The following is a 24,684-nucleotide window of genomic DNA, read 5'->3' on the forward strand; positions in this document are numbered from 1 at the left end:
ATTCCATGAACACCTTGTTTACCAGCACTGTTGTCTCGATTGGAGCGATGGTTCCAGACTTTTTGAATGAAAATATGCTGATCCTCTTCAATCAGGACGCCCCGGAAGAGCTGCACGATATGGCCGTGCTGCATACCAAATCAGCGCATACAGAGGAAATCAAGCCAGGGGACATTCTACTTCTGGGAGATACGCAATTGCAAGTGACGAGTGTGGGCGAGAAAGCAAACGAAACCCTTCAAAACATCGGTCATTGCACTGTGAAAGCGGATGGAAGTGAAACCCCGCAGCTGCCTGGGAATATCCACGTAGCAAAGGTTGACTTTCCCCCATTGGAAGTTGGCCTGAAAGTCGCCTTCATCCGTCCGTAATTCACAACATCCAATCAAGAGAAAAGAGGGAGAGACACCATGTTGGGATTCAATAGACGACTTGCAGCACTAGAAAAAGAAGGAGGCTGCATTCGCGTCGGTCTGGTCGGCGCTGGGCAAATGGGACGCGGTTTGATCTCGCAAATAGAAGGCATGCACGGAATGAGAGTCGTCATCACGGCTGACCTGTTTCCGGAAAACATCAAAGCTGCCTATCGCAGAGCAGGTGTACCAGATACTCGCATCCTGGAGACGCAGGATTTTGACAAAGCGGATCAAGCGATTGCCTCGGGTTATTCGGTCGCGACCACAGAAGCCGAGCTGATCCCACAGCTATCCAATGTGGATGTGATCGTGGATGCGACTGGTATGCCAGACATCGGGGCGAAAATAGCTTGGGAAGCCATCCGCCATAAAAAGCATATCGTCATGCTGAACGTAGAAGCGGATGTCACCGTAGGACCATGGCTGAAGAAGCTGGCAGATGATGCAGGAGTCGTCTATACGGGTTCTGCTGGGGATGAGCCGGGTGCGATTATGGAGCTTCATGACTTTGCCGACGCGCTAGGCTTTGAGATCGTTGCGCTCGGAAAAGGAAAGAACAACGCTCTGAATGTTCACGCCAATCCCGATACGGCACGGGAAGAAGCTGCTGCCAAAGGCTCCAGTCCCAAGATGCTTGCTTCGTTCCAGGACGGCACCAAGACGATGGTGGAAATGACGGCAGTGGCAAACGCAACCGGGTTCGTTCCGGATGTTCCGGGGATGCATGGCCGCAAAGCACAGCTGGCTGAGCTGCCAGGGCTGTTCTCTCTGACAGAAGCAGGCGGCATGCTGCATCGTACCAAGATCGTTGATTATGTGGACGGCGTTGCGCCCGGAGTGTTTGCAATCATCTCTTCCTCGATGCAAGAGGTACATGACACGATGAAGTACTTGAAGATGGGTTCGGGTCCAAACTACGTCCTGTATCGGCCTTATCATTTGACCAGTCTGGAGACTCCGCTCTCCATCGCCCGTGCCTACCTGCAAAAGGAAGCGACAATTGCTCCCTACTTTGGGATGGTGGCAGAAACGGTGGCCGTAGCCAAAAAAGATTTGCAAGCTGGCGAAGCGCTCGATGGCATCGGAGGATTCTCTGCGTACGGGAAAATCATCACGGCAGCTGATAGGCGCGAACAAGAAGCGCTGCCGATTGGTCTGATTGGTCCAAATATTCGGCTTAGCAGAGACGTTGCCCAAGGCTCCGTGATTACTTTCCATGATATTGAGATCACCGAACAAAATACGATCATGCGACTTCGTGAACAAATGGAGAACAATGATTAAACAGTGGGAGGAAGGCAACAGCCGTCTTCCTCTTTTCTTTCTAAAAAACAGGGGAAATCTGTTATAATATGTAAGGAAGAAGAGTATAGTAACGTTTTTAATGAGGGATACATATGGATAACTGGACAGAAAAACGCGAACTGGTACGCATCGCCAAAATGTACTACGTCAATGGACTCACACAGGCGGAAATCGCCAAAAAAATCGGAGTTTCCCGGCCGGTTATTTCCAAAATGCTGCAGCGTGCCAAAGATACAGGAGTCGTAGAAATCTACATTCGGGACGAGACTGTAAGTATGGTTGAGCTGGAGCAAGAGCTGGAAGCAGCCTTGAAGATGGATGAGGTCATTGTCGTACCCGCCCAAGGCTCTACAAATGAAGAAATCATCAAGCAGCAGGTAGCGAAAGCAGCAGCACAGTACCTTCCGAAGTGGATCCGCAACAAACGGCGGATCGGTATCTCCTGGGGAACGACGCTATACCATCTGGTCAATGAATATCCATTTGAGAGACATCATAAAATGAAAGTATACCCTCTAGTAGGAGGAATCGGTCGGCACCGCATTGAAATTCACTCCAACCAGCTTGCTTACGAGTTCTCCAAAAAGCTGGGAGGAACCTGTGAGTTTCTTTACGCACCAGCCATCGCGGACTCCATCGAGCTGAAAAAGCAGTTGGTAGACTCGCCGGACATACGCTCCATTCAGGAGGAAGCGCGCCGTGTCGAGCTGGCCATAGTAGGGATCGGAAATCCATACGAATCCACCATGGCAGAGATGGGCTATCTGAAAGAAGAAGACATCCGACAATTGCGGGATGGCGAAGCAGTGGGGGACATTAGCTCCCGTTTCTTTGACAAGACAGGAGAGCCGATCGATAACAATTTGAATAACCGGGTCATCGGAATCGAGCTTGCAGATCTCAAAAATATCCCGACGGTTGTAGGTGTTGTCTCAGGCACGAAAAAGCTTGCGGCAGTTTGGGCAGGTTTGCAAGGCAACTATTTCGACAAGTTGATCATAGATGAATATTTGGCAGAGCGATTACTGGAGAAGGCCAAGGGGGTGAGTATAAGTGAAAGAGGATAAGATGAAGGCTTCGTTGTTCTGTATCAAATGCATGGACGATACCATCCATGAAGTGACGTATGTCGACAACATTTTGTATGAAATTCGCTGCGAAGTATGCTCCCTATCGGATTCGCGCGGGGCGGACATTCAAAGAGAGCTGTACTTAAACTACATGGAGCGTGTCTTCAGCAAGCCGAAGCGGTTTAAAAATGAGGCAGGGGATAACTTACCTCACTTCCTGTTTTCACTCCCTTATCGTGTGATGAGCAAACCATTTCGCACCTACAAAGAAATCAAGGATATGCTGAAATACAAACGGAAGATTTGAAGAACGCACAAAAGAACGAAGGTCGGCTGATCCGGCCTTCGTTTCTTTTTTGGAGAACGGGACAGCTACGGCACGATATTTCCAGCGGCTTTGTAGATTTGGTACCATTCTTCCCGCGTCAGTGTTACCCCTGAGCTTTTGCAAGCGTCGAGCAGGCGCTCCGGCTTCGTCGTGCCGAGGATCACTTGAATGTTTGCCGGATGACGTTCGATCCAGGCGGTGGCGATCGCTGTATTGGTCACTTCATATTTTTTTGCAATGGTGTCAATGATTTGGTTTAATTCAGGGAAGTTGGTGGTATCTCCAAGAAAAGGCCCTTTAAAAAATCCATGCTGAAAAGGTGACCATGCCTGAAGGGTGATGTTGTTCAAGCGGCAGTAGTCCACGATGCTGCTATCACGATTGATGGACTGATCGACCTTCATATTGAACGAAACACCAGAGTCGATCACGGGTGTATGGGCAATACTTAGCTGGATTTGGTTGACGATCAGCTTGTGTGGAAGCGAGCGCTGGAGCAGCTCGATTTGTGCCGGTGTATGGTTGGACACGCCAAAGTACTTCACCTTGCCTTGGCTATGCAGCTGATCAAAGGCTTCGGCAACCTCATCAGGCTCTACAAGCGGGTCCGGACGATGGAGAAGGAGTATATCCAGGTAATCGGTTTGAAGTCGCTTCAAAATTCCGTCTACGGATCGGAGAATATGCTCTTTTGACAAATCGTAGTAGTTTTCTTTGGAGCGGATGCCGCATTTGCTTTGCAGGATCATGGTTTCGCGTATGCTGGGATTCATTTGGAGAGCTTCCGCAAAGATCTCTTCGCATACGCCATGGCCATAAATATCGGCGTGGTCAAAGAAGTTGATTCCTTGCTCAATCGCAGATCGTATCAATGACTCTGCTTCAGATATCGACAGCTGCTTGAGCCGCATGCAGCCCAACACGAGTGAAGAAACCTCGAGATTCGTGTCACTCAAAGGAAAGTATTTCACGCTTACACCCCTCCATACGTCTAAGTATGTATCGAATAGATTGTACCAAGCAGACGATTCAGTCAGCAATAGATGGAATGACAATGGAGCTCCGAATGGAAAATAGACTTGACAGAGTGCGAAAGAGAAGACATGCTACGATAGGAACAAATCACGATTTCAACGACAAAGTCACGCCAATTTTGTTGGCACAATTAACTCTGTGCACATTTTTTCATAAATGTTAAAATGTGTATGAAGAGGGTATATACTTCTCGTTACGAAAAGGGAGGGGCCGGCGTTCGTTTACTTCAAGGATTTTTTACTCAATATTTTTATCATTTTTTCCCCGCTTGTCTTCTATCCCTATCTGTATAAAAACAGAAGCAACGTATTTTATCACCGGTTACTTTTTTATGTCCTCTTCGCAACAGCCTTGCTGCTGAGCATGTCGTTTCCGGTAAAAGTAAATGAAGTCACGTATGATTTTCGGTCGGTTCCCTTGGCGATCGCTTCTCTATACGGTGGGCCCGTCGTCTCTATTCTGCTCTACTTGACCTTACTCATTTATCGATTTTTGTTAGGCAATCCCAACAATTTTCTTTATGCAGTTTCCATACTGCCGAGCTTCGCCTTTGTTCTTTTGCTGTACAAAAACTATCCTTATCAAAAGCTGTATCAAAAAATTGCTGTCGCAATTCTGTTGTGTACGGCGATAAAGCTCACTACGTTTTCGACGTATTTTTTCATCACGCAAGGGAGCTTGCAGCAAGTATTGCAGTATCCGCTCGCAACCCTGAATACCTATATCCTGCAAGCGGTCATTATTGGCGTTTGCGTGTATGCTATGGAGTTTTTGCAATCGTACTTTTATATGCAAGAAGAGGTCGTTAAAAGCGAAAAAACCAAAATCGTCAGTGACATGGCGGCTTCGGTCGCCCATGAGATCCGCAACCCGCTGACAACCGTAAGAGGCTTTATCCAATTGCTCGCTGCCGATGATGTGGACAAGCAAAAGAAGCAGTTCTATCAAAGAATTTGTTTGGAAGAACTGGATCGTGCGCAGCTCATCATCAGTGATTATTTATCCTTGGCAAAGCCAGATCCGGAATCGATTGAAGCCATCTGCGTACACGAAGAGATCACCTATTTATCGAATCTACTGATCACGTATGCCAATTACAACAATATCCAAATTCACAAAGTGCTTCCTGAAGATCAAGCGCTCCAGATCATCGGGGATCGCTACAAATTCCGTCAAGCTTTAATCAATATTGGGAAAAATGCGATCGAGGCCCTCCGTGATGGGGGAATGCTGGAGATAAAGGCAAGCAAAAAGAATGATCATATCATCATCAATCTGAACGATACAGGGATTGGGATGACTGCGGAACAGATCAAGAGACTGGGAACACCGTATTATTCCACCAAGGAAAAAGGGACAGGTCTGGGGACAATGGTCTCATTTGGGATCATCAAAAAAATGAACGGCAAGATTGAAATCACCAGTGAGCCTGGGAAAGGAACCGAGTACAAGCTCATATTTCCAAGCAGCTCGGAATCTGCTTAATACAAAGCTTCGTCCAATCGCGGATGAAGCTTTTTCTTTTTGCGTTTTAAGCATGTAGGTAAATAGAGCACGGGTATGGCAAATTACGCAACATAACAATCATTATGTAAACCAACAAACATGCGAATAAAAGGAGAAGCGATGGAAACACTCCATCGTCCTTTTGATGCTCAACAGTCATACCTCCTTTCTCTCCGTGCTAACATCGTATGCCGAAGAATCGAGGCAAGAAAGCAGCGGGTGAAATTCGCGTGTAAGTGAACAGAGTGAACGACATTCCTTAGCGATAAACAAGCTGATTGTTTGTTAATGTTCGTTTGTGATAATTATGTTGATTTCCAGTTATCTCCTGTCTATGATAGGCATATATCTTACAAACAAAAATATTCCGTTAATGGAGTGATGAAGATGTCGCCTTCTGCCCGGCTCAACCGGCTCTTTGCTGCTGATGGGAAATGCTTTGATGTGGCCATTGATCACGGCTTTTTCAATGAGTATGCTTTTCTGTCCGGGATCGAGTCGATGGAGCGCGCTGTAAAGACGGTCGTGGCGGCCGATCCGGATGCCATCCAGCTCAGCGTCGGTCAGGCGAAGTATTTGCAGCGGATTTCTGGCAGACAAAAACCGTCCCTTGTTTTGCGCACAGATGTTGCCAATGTTTATGGAAAAGAGCTGCCAAGACATTTGTTCAGCGAGATGATTCAAAATCCGGTGGAGCAGGCTCTCTTGCTGGATGCTGCTTGTGTCGTGGTCAATGTGTTCTCTATTCCGAACCAGCCTGAGGTCTATCATCAATGTATCCAAAACGTATGTACAATCAAACTCGCCTGTGAAAAATTCGGGATGCCGCTGATGGTTGAACCGTTGGTCATGCTGCCAAATGAGCAGGGCGGTGGTTATATGGTGGACGGGAACATCGAGAAAATTATCCCGCTTGTGCGACAGGCGGTAGAACTGGGGGCAGACATCATCAAAGCAGATCCCTGCGATGACATCACGGAGTATCATCGGGTGATTGAAGCCGCTTCTGGAATTCCTGTCTTGGTACGTGGAGGCGGAAAAGCGTCGGAGGAGGAGATTCTCACAAGGACCTATCAGCTCATGCAACAAGGTGCATCTGGAATTGTTTATGGGCGAAATGTCGTCCAACATCCGAAACCTAGAGAAATAACCCGGGCCTTCATGGCAATTGTTCATGATGGGGCGACTGTCGAGCATGCGATGCAAATCTTGAAAGAGGAGAATCGCTGAAGATGTCAAAGAAGAAGGTGAGATTCGCAGTCATTGGATGCGGTTTGATGGGAAAAGAGTTTGCCAGTGCCGTTTCGCGCTGGTGTCATCTTTTAGATACGGAGGCCGAGCCGCAGATTGTCGCTGTTTGTGACGCCAATCTGGCTGCTGCCGAGTGGTTCACTTCTCATTTCCCCAGCATTCGTCATGTGACAAAGGATTACCGGGAGCTGCTTTCTCTGGCGGAAATCGATGCCATCTATTGTGCGGTTCCCCATCACTTGCACGCAGAGCTATACACAGCGATTATTCGGGCAGGCAAGCATTTGCTGGGCGAAAAACCGTTTGGTATCGATCGGGTAGCAAATGTGCAAGTGCTGGAAGCCATCTCGGAGCGTCCAGATTTGGTGGTGCGCTGCTCCTCTGAGCTGCCATTTTTCCCAGGGGGTTTGAAGGTCTATGATTTTGTGCGAAAAGGAAACGTGGGGAAAGTCATCGAGGTGGAAGCAGGATTTTTACATAGCAGCGACTTGAATCCGCAAAAGCCGATCAACTGGAAGCGCCGGATCGCTACGAATGGCGAATACGGCTGCATGGGAGATTTGGGGATGCACGTCCTGCACTTGCCGCTGCGTCTTGGGTGGAAGCCGCGAAATGTGCGAGCGATCCTAAGTAATCTGGTGGAGCAAAGGCCAGAAGCAGATGACAGTCTGGTCCCATGTGAGACGTGGGACAACGCTACCTTGCTTTGCGAAGTGAAAGCGGATTCGCATGTCTTCCCCATGAGTCTATCGATGAAGCGCATTGCTCCTGGTCATAACAACACCTGGTTCATTCGTGTGCTTGGGATGGAAGGCTCCGTCGAATTCAGTACCAAGAATCCGAAAGAATGGCGTTCGATGCTTTATCGGCCCGGAGGAGAGCAGGCTTGGTGCACGGAAGATTTGCCTTATGCTTCTGCATACCCGACGATTACCGGACCTATTTTTGAATTTGGCTTTTCCGATGCGATTTTGCAGATGTGGGCAGCGTTTTGCGATGAAGTCGTAAATGGCCCAAATATGCGCCAGCCCTTCACATGTGCAACTCCACAAGAAGCTGCTTTTACCCATCAGTTATTTTCAGCTGCTTTGGAATCCCATCGGAAGGGTGTGATTGTCAACTTGGAATAAGGAGTGGTAACGAAATGACCCCTAATATACCGGAAGTCGTAGTCGCTGGACTTGTTTGTCTGGATGTCATCCCTTCCATCCAGGAAGGGAAATTACTAAAGCAATTTTTCTTGCCAGGCAAGCTGATCGAGGTAGGAGCTGCGACGATCGCAACAGGCGGAGCCGTTGCCAATACGGGGGTTGCCCTGCATCGTTTGGGGATATCGACGAGTCTCATGGGCAAGGTGGGCAATGATGAATTCGGCAGGATTCTCCTTGATTCCTTGAAGGGAGTAGATCCTCGTTTGGCTGAGAGCATGATCGTAGCAGAGGGACAGCACACCTCTTACTCGATCGTCTTGAGCATTCCTGGCGTTGATCGCATCTTCCTGCATTGTCCTGGCGCCAATGATACATTTACTGTTGAGGACATCAAAACCGAACAGGTCGAGCGGGCAAAGCTGTTCCATTTTGGCTATCCGCCACAAATGAAACGAATCCGCGAGCGTGAAGGGCATAATCTTGCGCAGCTCATGGAAAAAGTAAAAGGTTTAGGGGCAGCCACTTCTTTGGACATGGCGATGCCTGACCCGGATGCAGAATCTGGGAGCATCGACTGGGTAGGCGTGCTGCGCAAAACCTTGCCACATGTAGATATTTTCTTGCCCAGCTTGGAGGAAATCCTGTTTATGCTGAAGCGCCCTTACTATGATGAGCTGCAGCTTCGGGCGGGCCAGGACGGAATGTTGTCTCTCGTCGGAGAAGAAGTGATTGGCGAGCTTGCGGAAGAGCTGCTTGGTATGGGATGTGGAATGGTTGTCATCAAGCTGGGAGAATCCGGTTTGTATTTGCAAACAGGCTCCAAAAAGCGGCTATTAGAAATAGGGGCAGGACTGATTGGCGACGTGGAACGCTGGTCCGAAAGGCAGCTGTGGGCACCTTGCTTTGAAACAAATGTAAAAGGAACGACAGGTGCGGGAGATTGCACCATCGCTGGATTTTTGGCGGGTTTGCTCAAAGGGCTTTCACCAAAGAGCGCGATGAATCATGCCGTTGCCGTCGGTGCTTTTTGTGTGGAAGCGATCGATGCTACAAGCGGCGTGGTTCCGTGGGAGCAAGTATCCGTGCGGGTACGTGAGAGGGGCGATCGACTTCCTCTGCGACAGGCTCCAGCCTGCTGGGAGTGGCAGGAGGCGGCAACGGTATGGATCGGACCCAAGGATCGATCGCGCGTTTAATGTTGTTTGAAAATGTTTGTTTGTGGAATTGAATGAATCGAGGCAAGTGCTTTCGCTTTCGAGGGGGAAAATCATGCTGAACAGCACGAGACAAATACAGATGAAAGAGTTTATCGAGAAACAGAAAAACGTTACGGTTCAACAATTGATCGAGCATTTTCGGGTATCGGATATGACTGTTCGCCGCGACTTGGTGCAGCTGGAAAAACTGGGCACCTTTAAGCGGGTTCATGGCGGTGTCGTTTACACCGAAGATTTGGAAGAAGACATCCTGCTTTCCATTCGCGAGGATTCGCACAAGCCGGAAAAGGAGAGAATTGCCGAAAAGGCGGTTTCCCTCGTTCAGGAGGGGCAGTCTGTGCTGCTGGATGCAGGCTCGACCACACTCGAAATTGCGAGGAAGCTGCTCGCTCAAAAAAACATTACGGTCATTACCAATGCGATTAATATTGCTTCTTTGCTGTCGCAAAATGTGAATCTGCAGGTCATTATGACGGGGGGCGATGTACGTCATTCCACGCAATCGCTGGTCGGCCCCACAACCGTTCAGTTTTTACGGCAGCTGCAGGTGGATCACGCCTTTATTGGCTGCAGCGGGCTTTCCCAGCAGCGCGGTCTCATGAATTCCAACATGGTTGAAGGAGAAGTCAAACGTACAATGATGACCGTGACCCGTCACGTCTATGTAGTCGCGGATCATACAAAATTTGAACAAACAGCCTTCAACAGATTCGCCGGATGGGAGCACGTCGATGCCGTGATTTCGACCACGCAAGTAAAAGCGGAGTACCAGCGCGAGTTCCAGGAAAAAGAAAGTCCGAAGCTCGTTCTCGTCTAAATTTCAGGGAGGTTTTTGTCCATGGCCAATCGTGAAGAAGTAAAGCAGCGCACGGTAGAGCTTTTACACAAAGCGGGATTATTGCTGACAGAAGAAGAGCAGAAACAAATCGAGATTGCGGATATGGGATTGGGGCATCTTGAGATCGAAGGACTGCAGCTGTTTACGTACATCAATACTGATCGTTACTGCGCCAAGGAGCTGGTGCTTTTCCCAAGACAAACGTGCCCGGAGCATCTGCATCCACCTGTAAATGGCGAAGATGGGAAAATGGAAACGTTTCGCTGCCGTTGGGGGACTGTCTATCTGTACGTGGAGGGGGAGGAAACGCCAAACATTCAAGGCATTCCTCCCGCAGGAAAAGAAGCCTTTTACACAGCCAAGCACGAAATCATTTTGAGACCAGGCGAGCAGTACACGATCCCTCCGCATACGAAGCACTGGTTTCAGGCGAGCGACGAAGGGGCGATTGTATCCGAATTTTCCAGTACGAGCCGGGATGAGTTCGATGTGTTTACTGACCCAGGTCTAAATCGATTGGAAGGTATCAATACGTAAGGCGCCGTTTTGACGGAAAATTCCCAAAACAGCAGCTAAGGTGTTTTAGTAAGCGCTTACTTTCGCTTTGTCAGATTCCTTACAAATGGAAAGGGGTAATCGGCAATGAAGCAGTGGAGGAAATCGCTTCTGATTGGTGTCTCAACACTTCTGACGGTTATGCTCGCCGCATGCAGTAGTACACCTGCTGGCGGGAATGGCGGTGGCAGTGCTGGAAGTGGAGCATCAGGCTCATCGGGCGGAGGGGAGTTGACTGTTGCGGGTGTCGTTTTTCAGGAAGACCAATTCATGAAGCTGCTCTCTATTGGGTATGAGGATGCTGCCAAAGCTGCCGGAGTGAAAATCTTGACGAGCAATACAGGAAACGATCAAGGAAAAGAGGCAGAGCTGATCAATACCTACGTTGCCCAAAAGGTGAACGGAATTGCGATTGCCCCATTGAATCAGGAGTCCTCCATAGCGGCCTTGCAGCGGGCAGATGAGCAAGGGGTGAAGGTAGCGGTCACGAATATTTCCTTGAGCAATGCCCCATTCATTGTTGGTGGTTTTACATCCGACAATCAGAACATCGGGCAGATTACGGGCAAAGAAGCAGCTGCCTATATCAAAGAAAAATTGGGCGGCAAAGCGAAGATTGCGATCATCCAATACAAGTCGCTGCTCCCTGAGCAAAGTGCGGCACGCTATACGGGGTTTGTGGAAGAAGTAAAAAAGGAAAATCCGGACGTCGAGATTGTGGCCGATCAGGACGCATGGATCCAGGATAAAGCAGTAGCTGTGACAGGTGACGTACTGACCGCTCATCCAGATGTCGACATCATCTGGGCGGCAAATGAAGGCGGGACGATCGGTGCGGTCATGGCCGTTAAGAATGCTGGAAAAGCAGGGAAGATCAAAGTCTTTGGCACTGATGCCAGCGACCAGCTAATCTCCATGCTGAAAGCAGATGACGACATCCTGCAGGCGATAACCGGTCAAGATCCATACACTATGGGCTACAAGGCAATGGAGCTTTTGATCAAGCAAGTAAAGGGAGAAGACGTCAGTGCGAGCAAAGGGAAGACCGAGATTGTAGACGGTATCTTGCTCAGCCGCTCCAATCCGGATGGCATCGCCAAGTTCGAAGCAGATCTGAAAGCAAAGATGGGGAAATAGGTGTTCGATTCGCATTTCCAGGGTTCCTGCAGTATGCCTCTTCTCGATTCTGCAGGGCCCGCTTTCTATTTTTGCAAGGGAATGGTGGTGGCCCAAAGTGACGAGATTGGAGACGAGAAGCATAACCAAAATATACCCTGGCACGGTTGCCTTGCAGCAAGTATCCGTTTCCTTTGAAAGTGGCAAGGTGCATGCGCTGCTCGGGAAAAATGGCTCTGGAAAGTCCACTCTACTCAAAATCTTTTCGGGAGCTGTCCCGCCGACCAGCGGCGAGGTCGTGCTCGATGGCACCCCCTTGAAGTTCACAGACCCGAGTCAAGCATTTGCCAAAGGAATTGCTACCGTGTATCAGGAGCTAAGCCTCGTTCCCGGGATGTCCGTAGCGGAAAATATTCTGCTTGGCCGAACCCCCATGCGTGGTCCACTCGTCAACTGGAAGCAAACGTATGCGAAGGCAAAGGAGCTATTACAAGAGCTGCGCGTTGATATACCCGCAGACGAAATGGTCTACAACTTAAGTGTCGGGCAAGCGCAGATGATCGAAATCGTAAAGGCGATGAGCTTTCGGCCAAAGGTGCTGCAGTTGGATGAACCCACCTCAGCTTTGGCGAAGAACGAGGTAGAAGCGCTCTTTGCGATGATTCGCGAATTAAAAAAGCAGGACGTGATTATCATCTACGTTTCGCACCGCTTGCACGAGCTATGGGAAATAGCGGACAGTTGCACGGTATTGCGAGAAGGCCAGTTGATTGGTACAGCACCCATGGAAAAGCTATCCCGGCGTGAGCTGATCAGCATGATGTTTGGCGACGTGGAAATTCGGACGCGTCCGAGTGATTTACGCCGATCGGAACGGATTGTCCTGGAGGTAAAAGGATTAACCCGAAAAAACAAATGGAAAGACATCTCCTTTCAGCTGCGTGAAGGAGAAATTCTCGGAATTGCTGGGATGCTCGGCTCAGGACGTACAGAACTGTTAAAATCCATCTTTGGCGCAGAGCGATTTGACAGCGGAGAGATTATTTATCAAGGGGAGTGCATTCCTGCCCCTACTCCCGAAAAAATGAAAAAATGGGGAGTTGCCCTGACCCCGGAGGACAGAAAACAAGAAGGCTTGATTCAAATCCATTCCATCCGGGAAAATCTATGCCTTGCCAATCTCGACCAGATCCGAAAAGGTCTGTTTCTGGATCGTCAGAAGGAACTCCAGCTTGTCGATCGCCAAGTGTCTGATCTGCAAATCAAGGTGACCGACATCGAGCATCCGATCTCTTCTTTATCGGGTGGCAATCAGCAAAAAGTAGTCGTGGGCAACTGGTTGAATAGCAATCCCCGCGTCATTTTCTTTGACGAGCCAACCCGAGGTATCGATGTGAACGCCAAGCAACAAATCTTTCAAATCATTTGGGATCAGTCGCGCAAAGGCGTGTCCAGCATCATCGTTTCTTCTGAGCTGGAGGAGCTGCTGGAGGTGTGTCATCGCATTTTGATCCTGCGCGATGGACAGATTGTGGGGGAATACGCTCCGGAAGAGCTGCGGATGGAAGATGTGTATGCGCTGAGTATGGGAGGCGAGGAACGTGAAATCGACCCCGATCGAGGTTAACCATACTACCAAGCAGGGCCAAGCAGCCCTATGGAGCAAGATCGTCAACAAATACGTACTGGAGATTATCCTCCTCGTGATTATTCTGTCGATGACCTTCGCTTCTCCTGGCTTTCTCACGACGGATAATCTGCTGAACATCCTGAGGAACATGGCTCTGCAGGGATGCATCGCGTTCGGCATGACGATGGTAATTATCGCAGGCGAGATTGATTTGTCGATTGGCTCGACCGTTGCTTTAACAGGTGTGATTGTCGGTCTTGTGAGCGGATGGTTGTCTGAATCAGGCTGGATGGGAATCGATCAAGCGGCCCTCGTAGGAATCGTTGTCGCTTTTTTCGCAGCTGGCTTGCTCGGGCTTTTTAACGGATGGATACTGACCAAATACAAACTGCCTTCGTTTATCATCACGCTCGCGATGCTCAATGTGATCTACGGGCTTGCTGCTGTTTTATCAAAAGGGTTTCCCGTTACGACGCTTCCATCCTGGTACAGCGTGATTGGCTCGGGGAAGATTTGGTCGATCCCAATCCCTGCGATCATTCTGCTCTTGGTCTTCGCAGTCGTTTTTGTCATCATGAACCATACGAAATTTGGGCGTGAGGTGTATGGCGTTGGAGGCAATCCCGAGTCAGCGCGTCTTTCCGGAATCCATGTTACCCGCGTGAAGATCATTTGCATGGTTGCCGTTCAGCTTTGTGCAGCCTTGAGCGGAATCCTCGTATCATCACAAGTGATGTCTGGATCGTTTAACTTTGGAAAAGGGTGGGAGATGTTGGTCATTGCGGCCGTTATTATCGGGGGAACCAGCTTGATGGGCGGTATTGGCAAGGTGTGGGGCACCTTTATCGGGCTGATCTTTCTCGGGGTACTGATCAACGCCATGGTTCTATTAAATATTAACGAGTACGTGCAATACATCGTTCGAGGCCTGTTGATTCTCATTGCTGTTCTCATTACGGCGATCCAATTTCAGAAAAAGCGTGCCCGTTAGAATGTAAGCAGCCCGATTTTCTTGGGCTGTTTTTCAGTCGGAATAGGGGGGATAGATCGCAATGCCTAACAATCTGTGCATCGTCAAGGAAAGCAGGCTGGAAAACGGAATGCTCGCTATCGAAATGCATACCCCGCTGCTGCGGGTAGTCGTCCTGCCAGCGAAGGGAGCGGATATATACAGCATTCAGTACAAAAAACGCGAAAATCTGGAGCTTTTGTGGAAAGCCCCTTGGGGTGTGAGCGCGCCGGGAATGTGCATGCTTCACAGCGAAGGCTCCAAGCAGCGATGGCTGGATGCCTATCATGGAGGCTGGCAGCTCATGTTTCCGAATGCGGGGAATGAATGCCACTATAAAGGCGCACTGTACGGCTTTCATGGAGAAGCGAGCATGGTTCTCTGGAAGTACCAGGTCGAGGAAACGGGAGAGAAGCTGCGTGTACGATTTTGCACCGATTTGACGAGATCCCCCTTTCGTCTGGAGCGGGTACTGCAGCTGGAGGCGAACACGGCGACTCTGACGATCGAAGAGAAGATCACAAACCTGGGTAGGGAAGCCATGGACTGCGAGTGGGGGCAGCATATTGCTTTCGGCGAACCGTTTCTCTCGGAAGATTGCTCGCTGCATGTCCCTGCCAAATCGATCATCGGCGCTGTGCGGGATCAACGCTTGTCTCGATTGCCTTTTGGTCCATCCAATTGGCCACTCGTTACTTCACACGGCGCCATCCACGATATGAGCAAATTGCCGCCGCGTCACGAGCAAACAACCGATTTTGGCGTTTTATGCGAATTGTCAGAGGGCTATTACGAGCTTACGAATGGCAAACTTGATCTGTCGGTAGGCGTTGCCTGGGATTTGCGTGTGATGCCGTATGTATGGCTCTGGCAAGAATTTCAGGGACTCAAAGACTACCCGTTTTACGGGCGCTGCTACGTCATGGGAGTGGAGCCTTGCAGCACGTTTTCAGAGGAAGGCTTGCTAGACTCGATAGAAAAAGGAGTGGCGATGCGCATCGAGCCAGCACAGTCCAAATGCTTTTCATTGAAGCTCACGGTTTTCGAAGGGAGGAGGGACAACACAGGGCACAGGGCTTGCGGAGATTGAATGATTGTATGCTAGCTTCTATACTAATTTTATCTTCGCTTTTTCCGCTGCTGGAGAAAAGTTCCCAAAGGACGTGCTGCCTGATGTTTTTAATAGGAGAAATCTCAAAACTCTTCCAAATCGATATCCGCACCTTGCGATATTACGATGATATCGACTTGTTTAAGCCTGCCCACGTCGATGAAAAAACGGGCTACCGTTACTACTCGATCGAGCAATTTGAACAGCTCAATACCATTCTGTACTTAAAAGCATTGAACATCCCGCTGAAAAATGTGAAGTACTTTTTGGAAAACCGGGATATCGACCGAATCCTGCAGTTACTGGAAGAACAACAGCGGGAAACACAAAGGCGCATCCAGGAATTTAAGCAGATTGAAAAAAAGATTGCGAGCCGCATCCATCAGATCACGGACGCCACACAGAAAGAAGAGCTGGATAAGATCAAAGAAGTTTTCATTCCGGAACGCATGATCGTTCGTCTGAAACAAAAAATTCAGAAGAACGACAGCCTGGAAATGTCTATACGCCTGCTGGAAAACAGTACGAGGATGAAATCCACGATTTTTCTGGGGAAGGTCGGGTTATTGCTTGACGTGGAAAAGGTCAAGGAACGGAGCTTTGAGGAGTATGACTCTATCTTTGTCATCATGGAAAATGAAAGCTTGGAAATGGAGGAGGCGCAGGCAACGACGCTCCCTGCAGGCCAATACGCCACGATTCGCTTTACAGGGACGCATGCCGACGCCTCTTTTTACTATGGAAAGCTCTTGGATTATTTCGAGCGGAAAGGCTACGAAATGACGGAGGATGCGATTGAAATTACGTTGATCGATTATGGTCTTACGAATGACAGATCCAAATTTGTCACCGAAATCCAGATACGAGTCAAAACGAGCAGGGAGGCAGATTTACCCCCCGAGCAGTGATCTGGAAAGCTTTAAGGCATCGATGACGATTTTAAATCCACTCTCTTTCTGTGCCCGAATGACGGATACAGCTTTTTCCCGGTCCTTGCTGCGCAGCGCCTCTACAACGGCGCGGTGCTCTTCATTGGATGCGCGTAGACGAGCGGGATCATGGTGGAAAATCATCTTTGAATTTTCGCTTCTCATGAACAGATTCTCAATCATTTCTACCAGAATAGGCGCGTGGGAGGCGCGGTAGAGCAGCTGGTGGAACTGGCGGTTGCTCGCGGTGTAGGTGGGAATGTCGTTATTCTGGATGCTTTCATCCATGCTCTGTACATAGCTTTCTAAGAGGTCCAGCTCCTCGGAAGTCACTGCATCTACGGCAAGTCTAGTGGCAAGCGTCTCCAGTTCTACGCGAATCGTGAAGATTTCCTCCAGGTTTTTAATATTCAGAGGTGCAATTCGAGCGCCACTATGTGACTTCAGCTCGAGCAAACCATCGGAAGCCAGCTTCTTGATCGCTTCACGTACGGGAATGTCACTCACTCCAAGCTGGCGAGATACCTCTCGAATGACGAGACGGTCTCCAGGATTGTAGGCCCCGGTCAAAATTCTCTCCTTCAAATACTCGTATACTTTATCTGATTTGGTATTCCCCTCAAAATCTCCGATTGTCATGGAATAAACGCTCCCTCGAAATATGATTCTCGCAAATCCCATTCTAGTCATTCTATAGATGTAAGAAGTAGGATCCTTTTCATAAAGAATCCACTAAAAATATATCATGTCGGATAGTAATTATATATGATTTTGTTGATTTTGTACATGATTCGTAAACGAAGGGTATTTTGCAAACGCGACATGAGAAAATTCATGGAAAAAAGCTCTTGAAGTTTCGCAATATTTTTTATAATATACAGTCATGATTCAGATTATATATAATTTGACTCATCATCATATGTAATGGTGAAAATTTTCCATATCATTTTGAGCAGAAGGTGAGCTGATACGATGTACGCAGAGTTGCTTGAGGGAGCGTATGACCTCCATGTACACACCGGACCTGATGTCAACGAACGAAAGCTCGATGACCTCGAGATGGCGGAGCGGGTGCAACGTCTAGGAATGAAAGGCTTTGGGATCAAATCTCATTACTTCTGTACAGCAGAGCGGGCGAGATTGGTGAAGAAGCTGTATCCTGACGTCAATCCGATCGGGGCGATTGCCCTGAACTATCCGACAGGCGGAATCAATCCGATGGCAGTCGAGATGGCAGCGCGCGACGGCGCCAAAATAGTTTGGATGCCTACTTTTGATGCAGCCAATGAGCTCCGATACTTATTGGCGCAAAACAGCTATGAAGAGCTGCCCCCTTGGGCGAAGGTCCAGCTGGAGCTCAATCAGCAGGGCAAAACTCAGGCCGGTCTTTCCATTCTAGAGGATGGCAAGCTGACGGCAGCTGCCCTAGAAGTGGTGGAGATTGTGGCGCAGCGAGATCTGATTTTGGCCACCGGTCACTTGGGCAAGGAAGAAATTTATCATCTGGTTCGAGCCGCACGCGATCACGGTGTGAAAAAGGTCGTAGTCACCCATCCCACGTTTTCTTCTGTAAGCCTTTCCAAAGAGGAGCAAAAGGAGCTCGCGCAGCTAGGAGCTTTCATGGAGCAGTGCTTTGGTGTCATTACACCGACGTATGGCGTGGAATGGGAACAGTTTTATGAAATGATTCGCTTTGTCGGACCAGAGCGTACGATTCTTTCCAGCGACCTTGGACAAGTGAACAATCCGTTCCCAGATGAAGGAATGGTCACTTTTGTTTCCAATCTGCTGAACAATGGCTTTGGGAAAGAAGAAATCAAGCAAATGACTGCAACCAACACGACGTTTTTGGTAGAAGGCTAGAAATCCACATACTCAGGAGGGAAACATATGGGGAACGCAACCATTAAGGCAGCCAACTGGAACACGATGCAGGAAGTGCTTGTACGCGAAGGTGTGACTCGAAAAGCATTCAGCGGAGAAGGGGCTACGCTCGCTCTGCACGTACTTCATCCCGGACATGAACCGAAGCCGCATCATCATTCCTACGAGCAGATTGTCTACATCGTGAGCGGCAAGGTGAATTTTCATGTGGGTGCAGAGATCGTCTATCTGGAGGCAGGAGGACTTCTCGTAGTGCCGCCCGATGTAGAGCATTACGCAGAAGTTGTTGGCGATGAGCCTGTATACAATCTGGACATCTTTACACCGAAAAGAGCAGAGTATGATGCATAGGCAGGAGAGGGACTCCACCTTCAAAAAGAGGCTGAGAGCGGGCGAGCCGCAGCTGGGGACTTTTGTGAAAATATTTTCCGCTGAGATCATTGAGCTGTTAGGGATGGCAGGTTTTGACTTTATCGTGATCGATATGGAGCATACCACCCTGAGCTTCTCTCAGGTGGAGCAGATGGTTCGCGCAGCAGATCTCCATGGTATGACGAGCATGGTGAGGATACCGGATGCGACCAGGAGCTCCGTGCTCAGAGCGTTGGATTTGGGTGCGACAGGCATCCAGATCCCGCAGCTGTACGGAGTCGAGGAGGTCAAGGATGCTGTAGACAAAGCGAAATATCCACCGGAAGGGTCACGTGGCGTCACTTACGCCCACCGCGCAGCAGGTTTCGGGAATACACCGCCAAACTATTTGGCAAAAGCCAACCAGCAGACAACGATAGCCATTCATATCGAAACTGAAAGCGCTTACGATCAGGTGGATGCGATCTGCCAGGTAGAGGGATGGGATGTAGCATTTATCGGGCCAGTCGATTTGGGAATATCCTTGGGAGTTGGAGCCGACTATTTGCGCGGAGGGCTCGCCCAGCCTGTCCATCGCATTTTGGAGGTTTGTCAGCAGCGGGGGAAACAAGCGGGAATCGCCGTCACAAATGAAGAGCAGTATCGCTTTGCGCTCCAACATCAAATTCCCTATATTGTATGGGCGTCCGATGTTGCGTTGTTCAAACAGGTAATAGAAGGTATCGCCAAAGCCTGTGCCTTGCGTGAAAACGCGTAAGGCGCAGCTTCCAAGCATGTTAGAGCCTAAGGGGGGTTATCCATGGGGAAAGCAGCTACAGACAGCATCCTTGTAACGAAAGACCAATCCAGCGAGAAGCTGAGTGAAGAAGGAAAGAAAACGTTACTGGCAGCCTTCTTTGGATTTACAGTCGATATGATTGACGTGTATTTGCCGATTATTGCCTTAGCGCCTGCGATGGTGTATTTTCAGCCGGCAGATCTTTCGCCGACAGTAGCAACGACGCTCTATTTCCTGGTATTTGTCCTGTCACTGATTGGACGGCCGATTGGTTCCATGATCTTCGGTTATTACGGAGACAAGATAGGGCGGAGAAAAACGACCCTGGTATCCATTCTCGGCATCGCGGTCTCGACACTGTTGATTGCGCTATTGCCCGGGTATGCTGTCTGGGGGCTCGGCGGCATTATCACGATGGCGATCCTCCGACTGTTTGCGGGTATTTTTATGGGAGGCGAGTATACGTCAGCGAATCCTTTGGCTATGGAGTACGCGCCCAAGCAAAAGCGTGGACTGTTTGGCGGATTTATCAATGCCGGCTTTCCAGCTGGAACGATTATCGTATCCGTTGTGACGCTGGCTACCCTGAAGCTGTTCCCGGCGGGTGACGCGACCTCCGCCTATGCCGTGTGGGGGTGGAGAATTCCTTTTATCATCGGTGCCTTGCTCTCTTTTGCCCTATTTATTTACTCCTATTATAAAGTACCAGAATCAGAGGTATGGAAAGAATCCAAAAAGGCGGATAACCCTCTCAAGGATTTAGTCAGCAAAGCAAACCTCGCCCAGCTCGGCCAAGTATTTCTGGTCATGAGCGGTGTGTGGTTTGCGACCAACGCAATCATTTCTTCCTTGCCTGGTATGCTGAAGATGCTGAAGGTAGATAGTACCCTTTCCACCAATGCACAACTCATTACAAACATTGTCATGTTCTTTCTGTTTATTTTTGCAGGAGCCATCAGCCAAAAAATAGGTCGAAAAGCAGTCCTGATTCTATTCGGCATCCTGGGCTTTACCGTTTCTCCGATTCTCTACTATTATCTACTTAGCAGCGGCTACCAGCATGCTGGTTCTCTCATCCTTTTGGTTGTGCTGGTGAACTCGCTGGTGATGCCAGTCTTCGGCGTCTTGACCTCTTACATTACGGAGCGCTTTCATACCGGAGTACGAGCTTCCGGCTATGGAGTCGGCTACAGCCTGGCACTTATCATTCCAGCGCTAACACCATTTATCATGCTCGGTTTCCAACGCTTCATGCCTTATGTCTATACCCCGATCGTGATTCTGGTCATAGGTGGACTCTTCATTACAATAGGCGCACTGATCGGTCCCGAAACCAAAGAAGTCGACTTATAAGCGAGCAGCAACTTTTTATTGACCCTCCATCTACTGGAGGGTTTATTCTTTCTCCAAGAATAAATGAAGGAGAGGAAAATCACTGTGCTCGGAACCATTGTGAACGTTGTATTGATCATCATTGGCAGTGTGATTGGAAGTATTTTTAAGAGAGGGATGAAAGAATCCTATCAAGACATCCTGATGCAGGGAATGGGGCTCGCCGTCACGGCGCTTGGCGTTTTTTCCATCTCGAAGCATATGGGGAATAGTCAATACCCGGTTTTGTTCATCGTAAGTCTCGCAGTAGGGAGTATTGTTGGTGAAAAGCTGGATATGGAGAGCCGATTTAAGAACCTCGTCTCTCGTATCTCCAAAGGAAACCTGGCTGAGGGCTTATCGACGGCTGTACTGCTATTCTGCATCGGTACCTTGTCCATAGTCGGACCGATTGAGAGTGCATTGAACGGCAATCAGACCTATTTGTTTACCAATGCGATCTTGGACTTGATCACATCCATGGTGCTGGCTGCCACTTTCGGCATCGGGATTGCTTTATCTGCCATCGTTTTGTTTTGTTGGCAAGGCTTTTTCTACATGGCAGCAGGGTATGTTGCCGATTTTATTACCTCTGAGCTGCTCACGGAAATTTCAATTATCGGCGGTGTCTTGATTCTGAGCTCAGGACTTAGCATTCTTGGGGTGAAGAAGTTTAAAACGATGAATCTGATACCCGCGTTGCTCTTTCCAGTGGTATATTTGACGGTGAAGAGTCTCATCGGGTTTTGACGGGACAAGTAGAAAGAAAAAAAGACGGAGTATGAAAAACGGGGGAATCGGCTGATGAGCAGCGTAGTTCGCTTGGAAGAGATTTTTTTTCAACGCCAGGAGCGCGAGGTTATTACAGATGTGCATCTCCAGATTGATCAAGGGGAGCGGTGGGTCTTTCTAGGGAGAAATGGCTCTGGCAAGACGACGATTCTAGAGCTGATCACTGGCTACTTGTTTCCCAGCAAGGGGAGTGTGCAGGTACTTGGACATACATACGGTGAATGCGATGTACGAGAGATTCGGAAGCGCATCGGGTATGTCAGCCAATCGTTATTTGAAAGACTGACCTCTCACGACCCTGTATGGGAAGTCGTCGCCACCGGTGAATACAGCTACTTGCGGATGTATGAGGAAATGCCTCCAAAGCTGAAGGAAAAAGCGTACGAGAAGCTCGAGCAGTTCGGCTTGGCGCATCTGCATGATCAGTTGATTGGCTCTCTTTCCCAAGGAGAACGGAAAAAAGTCATGCTTGCCCGCGCGCTCATGAAATCTCCGGATCTATTGGTACTGGATGAGGTCTGCTCCGGGCTTGACTTGTACGAGCGTGAGCAAGTGCTATCGACCTTAGAAAAAACGGTTGCTGAGTCCACTTTGATCTATGTTACCCATCATTTGGATGAAATTGTCCCCCTGTTTACCCATTGCGCGTTATTCGAAAGAGGGAAAATCATAGCGGCTGGTGCAAAGCATGAGGTTTTGACCACAGAAAACCTGTCGCGTGCTTATCACGTACCGCTTCAGTTGGATTGGCACAACGATAGGCCGATTCTGAAGCTGCTTTGAAGTCCTCTATTGAATCCACAATAAGAATCAGCTAGCAGAGGGTATATATTTGCCCCCGGTTTTTTCATGTACGAGCCCCCGTGTCGGGCAGTCGACTTTCCCAGCCCGAAGAATGGTGCCATGGAAATCCTCGATCGTCTTCGATACGACCGCCGCAGAGTCTACGCGTTTGCTAAACGAGAACTTCAGCATGTTCGTGCGTACGTTCCTGCCCCGCTATCCGCAGCCGGATACAGACGCGATCGAAAACCTGAGCATGGCTGTGATCGTGGATCAAAAGCGGCTGGGTGGCTCGTTCAACGATCCACAAGGTATGTGTCCCGAGTGTAACGGGATTGGACGCAAGCTGGTCGTAGACATGAGCAAGGCGCTGGACATGTCAAAATCATTAAATGAAGGGGCCATCTTGCTGCCGGACTATAAGGAGGATAGTGAAGATGGATTTCGCCGGGAAGGCCACGAATATTACGGTGGAGGGCGTGATCGAGCACAATCTGGAAGTGATCAGCCAAGCGGATTGGATTATCGATAGTGGACCGGATGGAGGAAGCAAGGGCGGTCAGGTCGTGTTCGAGGGTATACCTGAGCAGATCATCCATGCCGAGCAGTCGATTACGGGAAGATACTTGAAGTAATCCAACCAACAAGGAGGAGCTGTCTGTGAGCCGAATGGATTTGCTACTGAAGGTCCTAGATTCCACATTCGATAAAGAGAGCTGGTACGCACCTTTTCAACATGGCATACAAGGACTTGCTGCTGATCAGGCGAATTGAAAGCCTCCCGGAATGGCCACATGGCCACATCATCTCGATGGGGAGCGGAAAGCGCACAACGCAATCTCACGCAGGTCTTGAGCAGCCTCTCCGTTGAAAAGCTCGACCAGCTTGAGGAAGATAGCGCTTTTTTGATTTGCTCCTTTCCGTAATGAAACCAATGGCGCTGAATAGGTATGGATGCAGGTTCTGTTTTTTGACCGACTACGGGAAGATATAAGCGGGGGGTAAGGATGGCGACTTTCTTTTTAGTCCTGATCTACTTGGCTTTCATCAGCCTGGGCTTGCCTGACTCGTTGCTCGGTGCAGCATGGCCGGTGATGCAAAAGGATTTGAAGGCCCCGATGGAGATGGCTGGCTTCCTCTTTATGAGCATTGCTGCCGGCACCATTGTATCCAGTTTAGCGAGTGGAACAGTATTGAAGCGGTTCGGTACTGGTAAAGTCACTTTGGTTAGCTGCATCATGACTGCCACCGCTTTGCTCGGAATGGCTTTTGCCCCATCGCTGTTATGGCTATGGATACTCGCCATTCCGCTTGGGCTAGGAGGTGGAGCAGTAGACGCGGGATTGAACCATTACGTAGCGGCCCATTACAAAGCGCATCATATGAGCTGGCTGCATTGCTTTTGGGGTGTTGGGGCCATGCTTGGACCGCTGATCATGGCGCCTTATATTTCTGAGGAAACTCTATGGAGGCAGGGCTATTTCATTGTTGCCTGCGTTCAATTTATGTTAGTGGTTATTTTGTTCCTTACACTCCCTTTATGGGAACGAGCAGCAGCCAATCGCGCACAGGCTCCCTTAATCGAAGCACCTCTTATCGAGACAGAAGGTGTCCATACTTCTCATCCGCTTCAGATCAAAGGGGGGCGATTGGCACTCGCTTCTTTTTTATTGTACTGCGGGGTCGAAGCGATGATCGGTTTATGGGGGAGCAGCTTTGTTGTCCATGTGAAAGAAGTTCCTGCAGCTGTTGCTGCTCAATGGATTTCCTTCTATTACGCGGGCATTACGGTAGGCAGGTTCATTACGGGATTTGTTGCCTTTACGATAAAAAATCAATCCCTCATCCGTCTCGGCCAGTGGATAGCGTTATTTGGGGCGTGCTTGCTGATCCTGCCATTGCCGCCCTTCTTTTCACTGGCAGGCATAATCATTACGGGGCTCGGCCTTGCTCCGATCTATCCATGCATGCTCCATGAAACACCGAGACGCTTTGGAAGGGAAAACGCTCCGTCCATGATAGGCTATCAAATGGCGTTCGCTTATACGGGAAGTACTTGTCTGCCGCCGCTTTTTGGTTTTTTGGCGTCCCAAACATCCATTGCCATTTTTCCGTGGGCAATTGTCCTGAGCGCTGCGGGAATGCTCTTTTTTACGGAAAAGCTGAATGCCTTGTTGAAAGGAAAACATGCTTTGCTCGAGAAAAACAGCAGGCACCTCTAAGCTTGAAGGGCCTGC

General features: G+C 49.2%; 24 protein-coding genes and 2 pseudogenes. 24 read left to right on the top strand and 2 right to left on the bottom strand.

Annotated features, from left to right (window positions below; translation table 11 throughout):
* Positions 1 to 5 precede the first annotated feature (5 nt).
* The 4 genes from ACLIN2_RS15110 (at position 6) to ACLIN2_RS15125 (ending at position 3,098) form a co-directional block, all read left to right on the top strand.
* Positions 6 to 371, top strand: a complete 366-nt coding sequence (locus ACLIN2_RS15110; protein ID WP_411504464.1) for a PTS glucitol/sorbitol transporter subunit IIA — start codon at positions 6 to 8, stop codon at positions 369 to 371.
* 39 nt (positions 372 to 410) lie between these two features.
* The gene (locus ACLIN2_RS15115; RefSeq protein ID WP_411504465.1) at positions 411 to 1,700 is read left to right on the top strand and encodes an NAD(P)H-dependent oxidoreductase; all 1,290 of its coding nucleotides are present in this window, start codon (positions 411 to 413) and stop codon (positions 1,698 to 1,700) included.
* 113 nt (positions 1,701 to 1,813) lie between these two features.
* A complete protein-coding gene (locus ACLIN2_RS15120; protein WP_122922756.1) occupies positions 1,814 to 2,788 on the top strand; it encodes a sugar-binding transcriptional regulator in 975 nt (324 codons plus the stop codon).
* Positions 2,775 to 3,098: a hypothetical protein gene (locus tag ACLIN2_RS15125; protein WP_122922755.1), complete on the top strand. Its 324-nt coding sequence runs from the start codon at positions 2,775 to 2,777 to the stop codon at positions 3,096 to 3,098. The genes ACLIN2_RS15120 and ACLIN2_RS15125 overlap by 14 nt, the downstream gene beginning before the upstream one ends.
* 65 nt (positions 3,099 to 3,163) lie before the next feature.
* Here ACLIN2_RS15125 and ACLIN2_RS15130 read toward each other — a convergent pair whose 3' ends face one another.
* Positions 3,164 to 4,090, bottom strand: a complete 927-nt coding sequence (locus tag ACLIN2_RS15130) for an aldo/keto reductase (protein ID WP_411504466.1) — start codon at positions 4,088 to 4,090, stop codon at positions 3,164 to 3,166.
* A 349-nt stretch (positions 4,091 to 4,439) separates the two neighbouring features.
* Here ACLIN2_RS15130 and ACLIN2_RS15135 point away from each other — a divergent pair, with 349 nt between their 5' ends.
* From ACLIN2_RS15135 to ACLIN2_RS15185, 11 genes are all read left to right on the top strand, one after another.
* On the top strand, positions 4,440 to 5,639 hold the full coding sequence (locus ACLIN2_RS15135; RefSeq protein WP_411504549.1) for an ATP-binding protein: 1,200 nt from the start codon (positions 4,440 to 4,442) through the stop codon (positions 5,637 to 5,639).
* Between the two features lie 408 nt (positions 5,640 to 6,047).
* Complete coding sequence (locus ACLIN2_RS15140) at positions 6,048 to 6,890, top strand: class I fructose-bisphosphate aldolase (RefSeq protein WP_411504467.1); 843 nt, start codon at positions 6,048 to 6,050, stop codon at positions 6,888 to 6,890.
* Positions 6,891 to 6,892: 2 nt separating this feature from the next.
* Entirely contained in the window at positions 6,893 to 8,041 is a 1,149-nt protein-coding gene (locus ACLIN2_RS15145; RefSeq protein WP_411504468.1) for a Gfo/Idh/MocA family protein, read from the top strand.
* 14 nt (positions 8,042 to 8,055) lie between these two features.
* The gene (locus tag ACLIN2_RS15150; RefSeq protein WP_411504469.1) at positions 8,056 to 9,258 is read left to right on the top strand and encodes a carbohydrate kinase family protein; all 1,203 of its coding nucleotides are present in this window, start codon (positions 8,056 to 8,058) and stop codon (positions 9,256 to 9,258) included.
* Between the two features lie 73 nt (positions 9,259 to 9,331).
* Positions 9,332 to 10,096, top strand: coding sequence for a DeoR/GlpR family DNA-binding transcription regulator (locus ACLIN2_RS15155; protein ID WP_411504470.1), 765 nt, complete (start codon positions 9,332 to 9,334; stop codon positions 10,094 to 10,096).
* Between the two features lie 21 nt (positions 10,097 to 10,117).
* Complete coding sequence (locus ACLIN2_RS15160) at positions 10,118 to 10,654, top strand: D-lyxose/D-mannose family sugar isomerase (protein WP_411504471.1); 537 nt, start codon at positions 10,118 to 10,120, stop codon at positions 10,652 to 10,654.
* A 105-nt stretch (positions 10,655 to 10,759) separates the two neighbouring features.
* A complete protein-coding gene (locus ACLIN2_RS15165; protein ID WP_411504472.1) occupies positions 10,760 to 11,809 on the top strand; it encodes a substrate-binding domain-containing protein in 1,050 nt (349 codons plus the stop codon).
* Between the two features lie 97 nt (positions 11,810 to 11,906).
* Positions 11,907 to 13,415, top strand: coding sequence for a sugar ABC transporter ATP-binding protein (locus ACLIN2_RS15170; protein WP_411504473.1), 1,509 nt, complete (start codon positions 11,907 to 11,909; stop codon positions 13,413 to 13,415).
* The gene (locus ACLIN2_RS15175; protein ID WP_411504474.1) at positions 13,390 to 14,409 is read left to right on the top strand and encodes an ABC transporter permease; all 1,020 of its coding nucleotides are present in this window, start codon (positions 13,390 to 13,392) and stop codon (positions 14,407 to 14,409) included. Before ACLIN2_RS15170 ends, ACLIN2_RS15175 begins: the two co-directional genes overlap by 26 nt.
* 61 nt (positions 14,410 to 14,470) lie before the next feature.
* Complete coding sequence (locus ACLIN2_RS15180) at positions 14,471 to 15,517, top strand: DUF4432 family protein (protein ID WP_411504475.1); 1,047 nt, start codon at positions 14,471 to 14,473, stop codon at positions 15,515 to 15,517.
* Positions 15,518 to 15,600: 83 nt separating this feature from the next.
* Positions 15,601 to 16,446 (top strand): MerR family transcriptional regulator, encoded by an 846-nt coding sequence (locus ACLIN2_RS15185; RefSeq protein WP_301172786.1) that lies wholly within the window; start codon positions 15,601 to 15,603, stop codon positions 16,444 to 16,446.
* Here the strand turns inward: ACLIN2_RS15185 and ACLIN2_RS15190 are convergent.
* Entirely contained in the window at positions 16,429 to 17,106 is a 678-nt protein-coding gene (locus tag ACLIN2_RS15190; protein ID WP_301172785.1) for a GntR family transcriptional regulator, read from the bottom strand. The two genes, ACLIN2_RS15185 and ACLIN2_RS15190, sit on opposite strands and share 18 nt — an antisense overlap.
* Positions 17,107 to 17,439: 333 nt before the next feature.
* Here ACLIN2_RS15190 and ACLIN2_RS15195 point away from each other — a divergent pair, with 333 nt between their 5' ends.
* The 9 genes and pseudogenes from ACLIN2_RS15195 to ACLIN2_RS15235 all read left to right on the top strand — a co-directional run bounded on the left by ACLIN2_RS15195 (position 17,440) and on the right by ACLIN2_RS15235 (position 24,669).
* Positions 17,440 to 18,330: a DUF6282 family protein gene (locus ACLIN2_RS15195; RefSeq protein WP_411504476.1), complete on the top strand. Its 891-nt coding sequence runs from the start codon at positions 17,440 to 17,442 to the stop codon at positions 18,328 to 18,330.
* A gap of 27 nt (positions 18,331 to 18,357) precedes the next feature.
* Entirely contained in the window at positions 18,358 to 18,702 is a 345-nt protein-coding gene (locus ACLIN2_RS15200) for a cupin domain-containing protein (protein WP_092269795.1), read from the top strand.
* Complete coding sequence (locus ACLIN2_RS15205; RefSeq protein WP_411504477.1) at positions 18,692 to 19,480, top strand: HpcH/HpaI aldolase family protein; 789 nt, start codon at positions 18,692 to 18,694, stop codon at positions 19,478 to 19,480. The genes ACLIN2_RS15200 and ACLIN2_RS15205 overlap by 11 nt, the downstream gene beginning before the upstream one ends.
* A gap of 42 nt (positions 19,481 to 19,522) precedes the next feature.
* Positions 19,523 to 20,854, top strand: a complete 1,332-nt coding sequence (locus tag ACLIN2_RS15210) for an MFS transporter (RefSeq protein ID WP_411504478.1) — start codon at positions 19,523 to 19,525, stop codon at positions 20,852 to 20,854.
* Positions 20,855 to 20,938: 84 nt separating this feature from the next.
* Positions 20,939 to 21,622 (top strand): DUF554 domain-containing protein, encoded by a 684-nt coding sequence (locus ACLIN2_RS15215; protein WP_411504479.1) that lies wholly within the window; start codon positions 20,939 to 20,941, stop codon positions 21,620 to 21,622.
* Positions 21,623 to 21,676: 54 nt separating this feature from the next.
* Positions 21,677 to 22,447, top strand: a complete 771-nt coding sequence (locus tag ACLIN2_RS15220; protein ID WP_411504480.1) for an ABC transporter ATP-binding protein — start codon at positions 21,677 to 21,679, stop codon at positions 22,445 to 22,447.
* A gap of 124 nt (positions 22,448 to 22,571) precedes the next feature.
* Positions 22,572 to 23,082: pseudogene (locus ACLIN2_RS15225) on the top strand (hypothetical protein); the annotation flags it as partial.
* A 25-nt stretch (positions 23,083 to 23,107) separates the two neighbouring features.
* Positions 23,108 to 23,215, top strand: a pseudogene (locus ACLIN2_RS15230) (DinB family protein); the annotation flags it as partial.
* Between the two features lie 239 nt (positions 23,216 to 23,454).
* Positions 23,455 to 24,669 carry an MFS transporter gene (locus ACLIN2_RS15235; protein WP_411504481.1) on the top strand — a complete coding sequence of 405 codons (1,215 nt, stop codon included), beginning with the start codon at positions 23,455 to 23,457 and terminating at the stop codon, positions 24,667 to 24,669.
* The last annotated feature ends 15 nt before the right edge of the window (positions 24,670 to 24,684 follow it).

Source organism: Brevibacillus centrosporus (assembly GCF_046622605.1).
Classification (GTDB): domain Bacteria; phylum Bacillota; class Bacilli; order Brevibacillales; family Brevibacillaceae; genus Brevibacillus; species Brevibacillus centrosporus.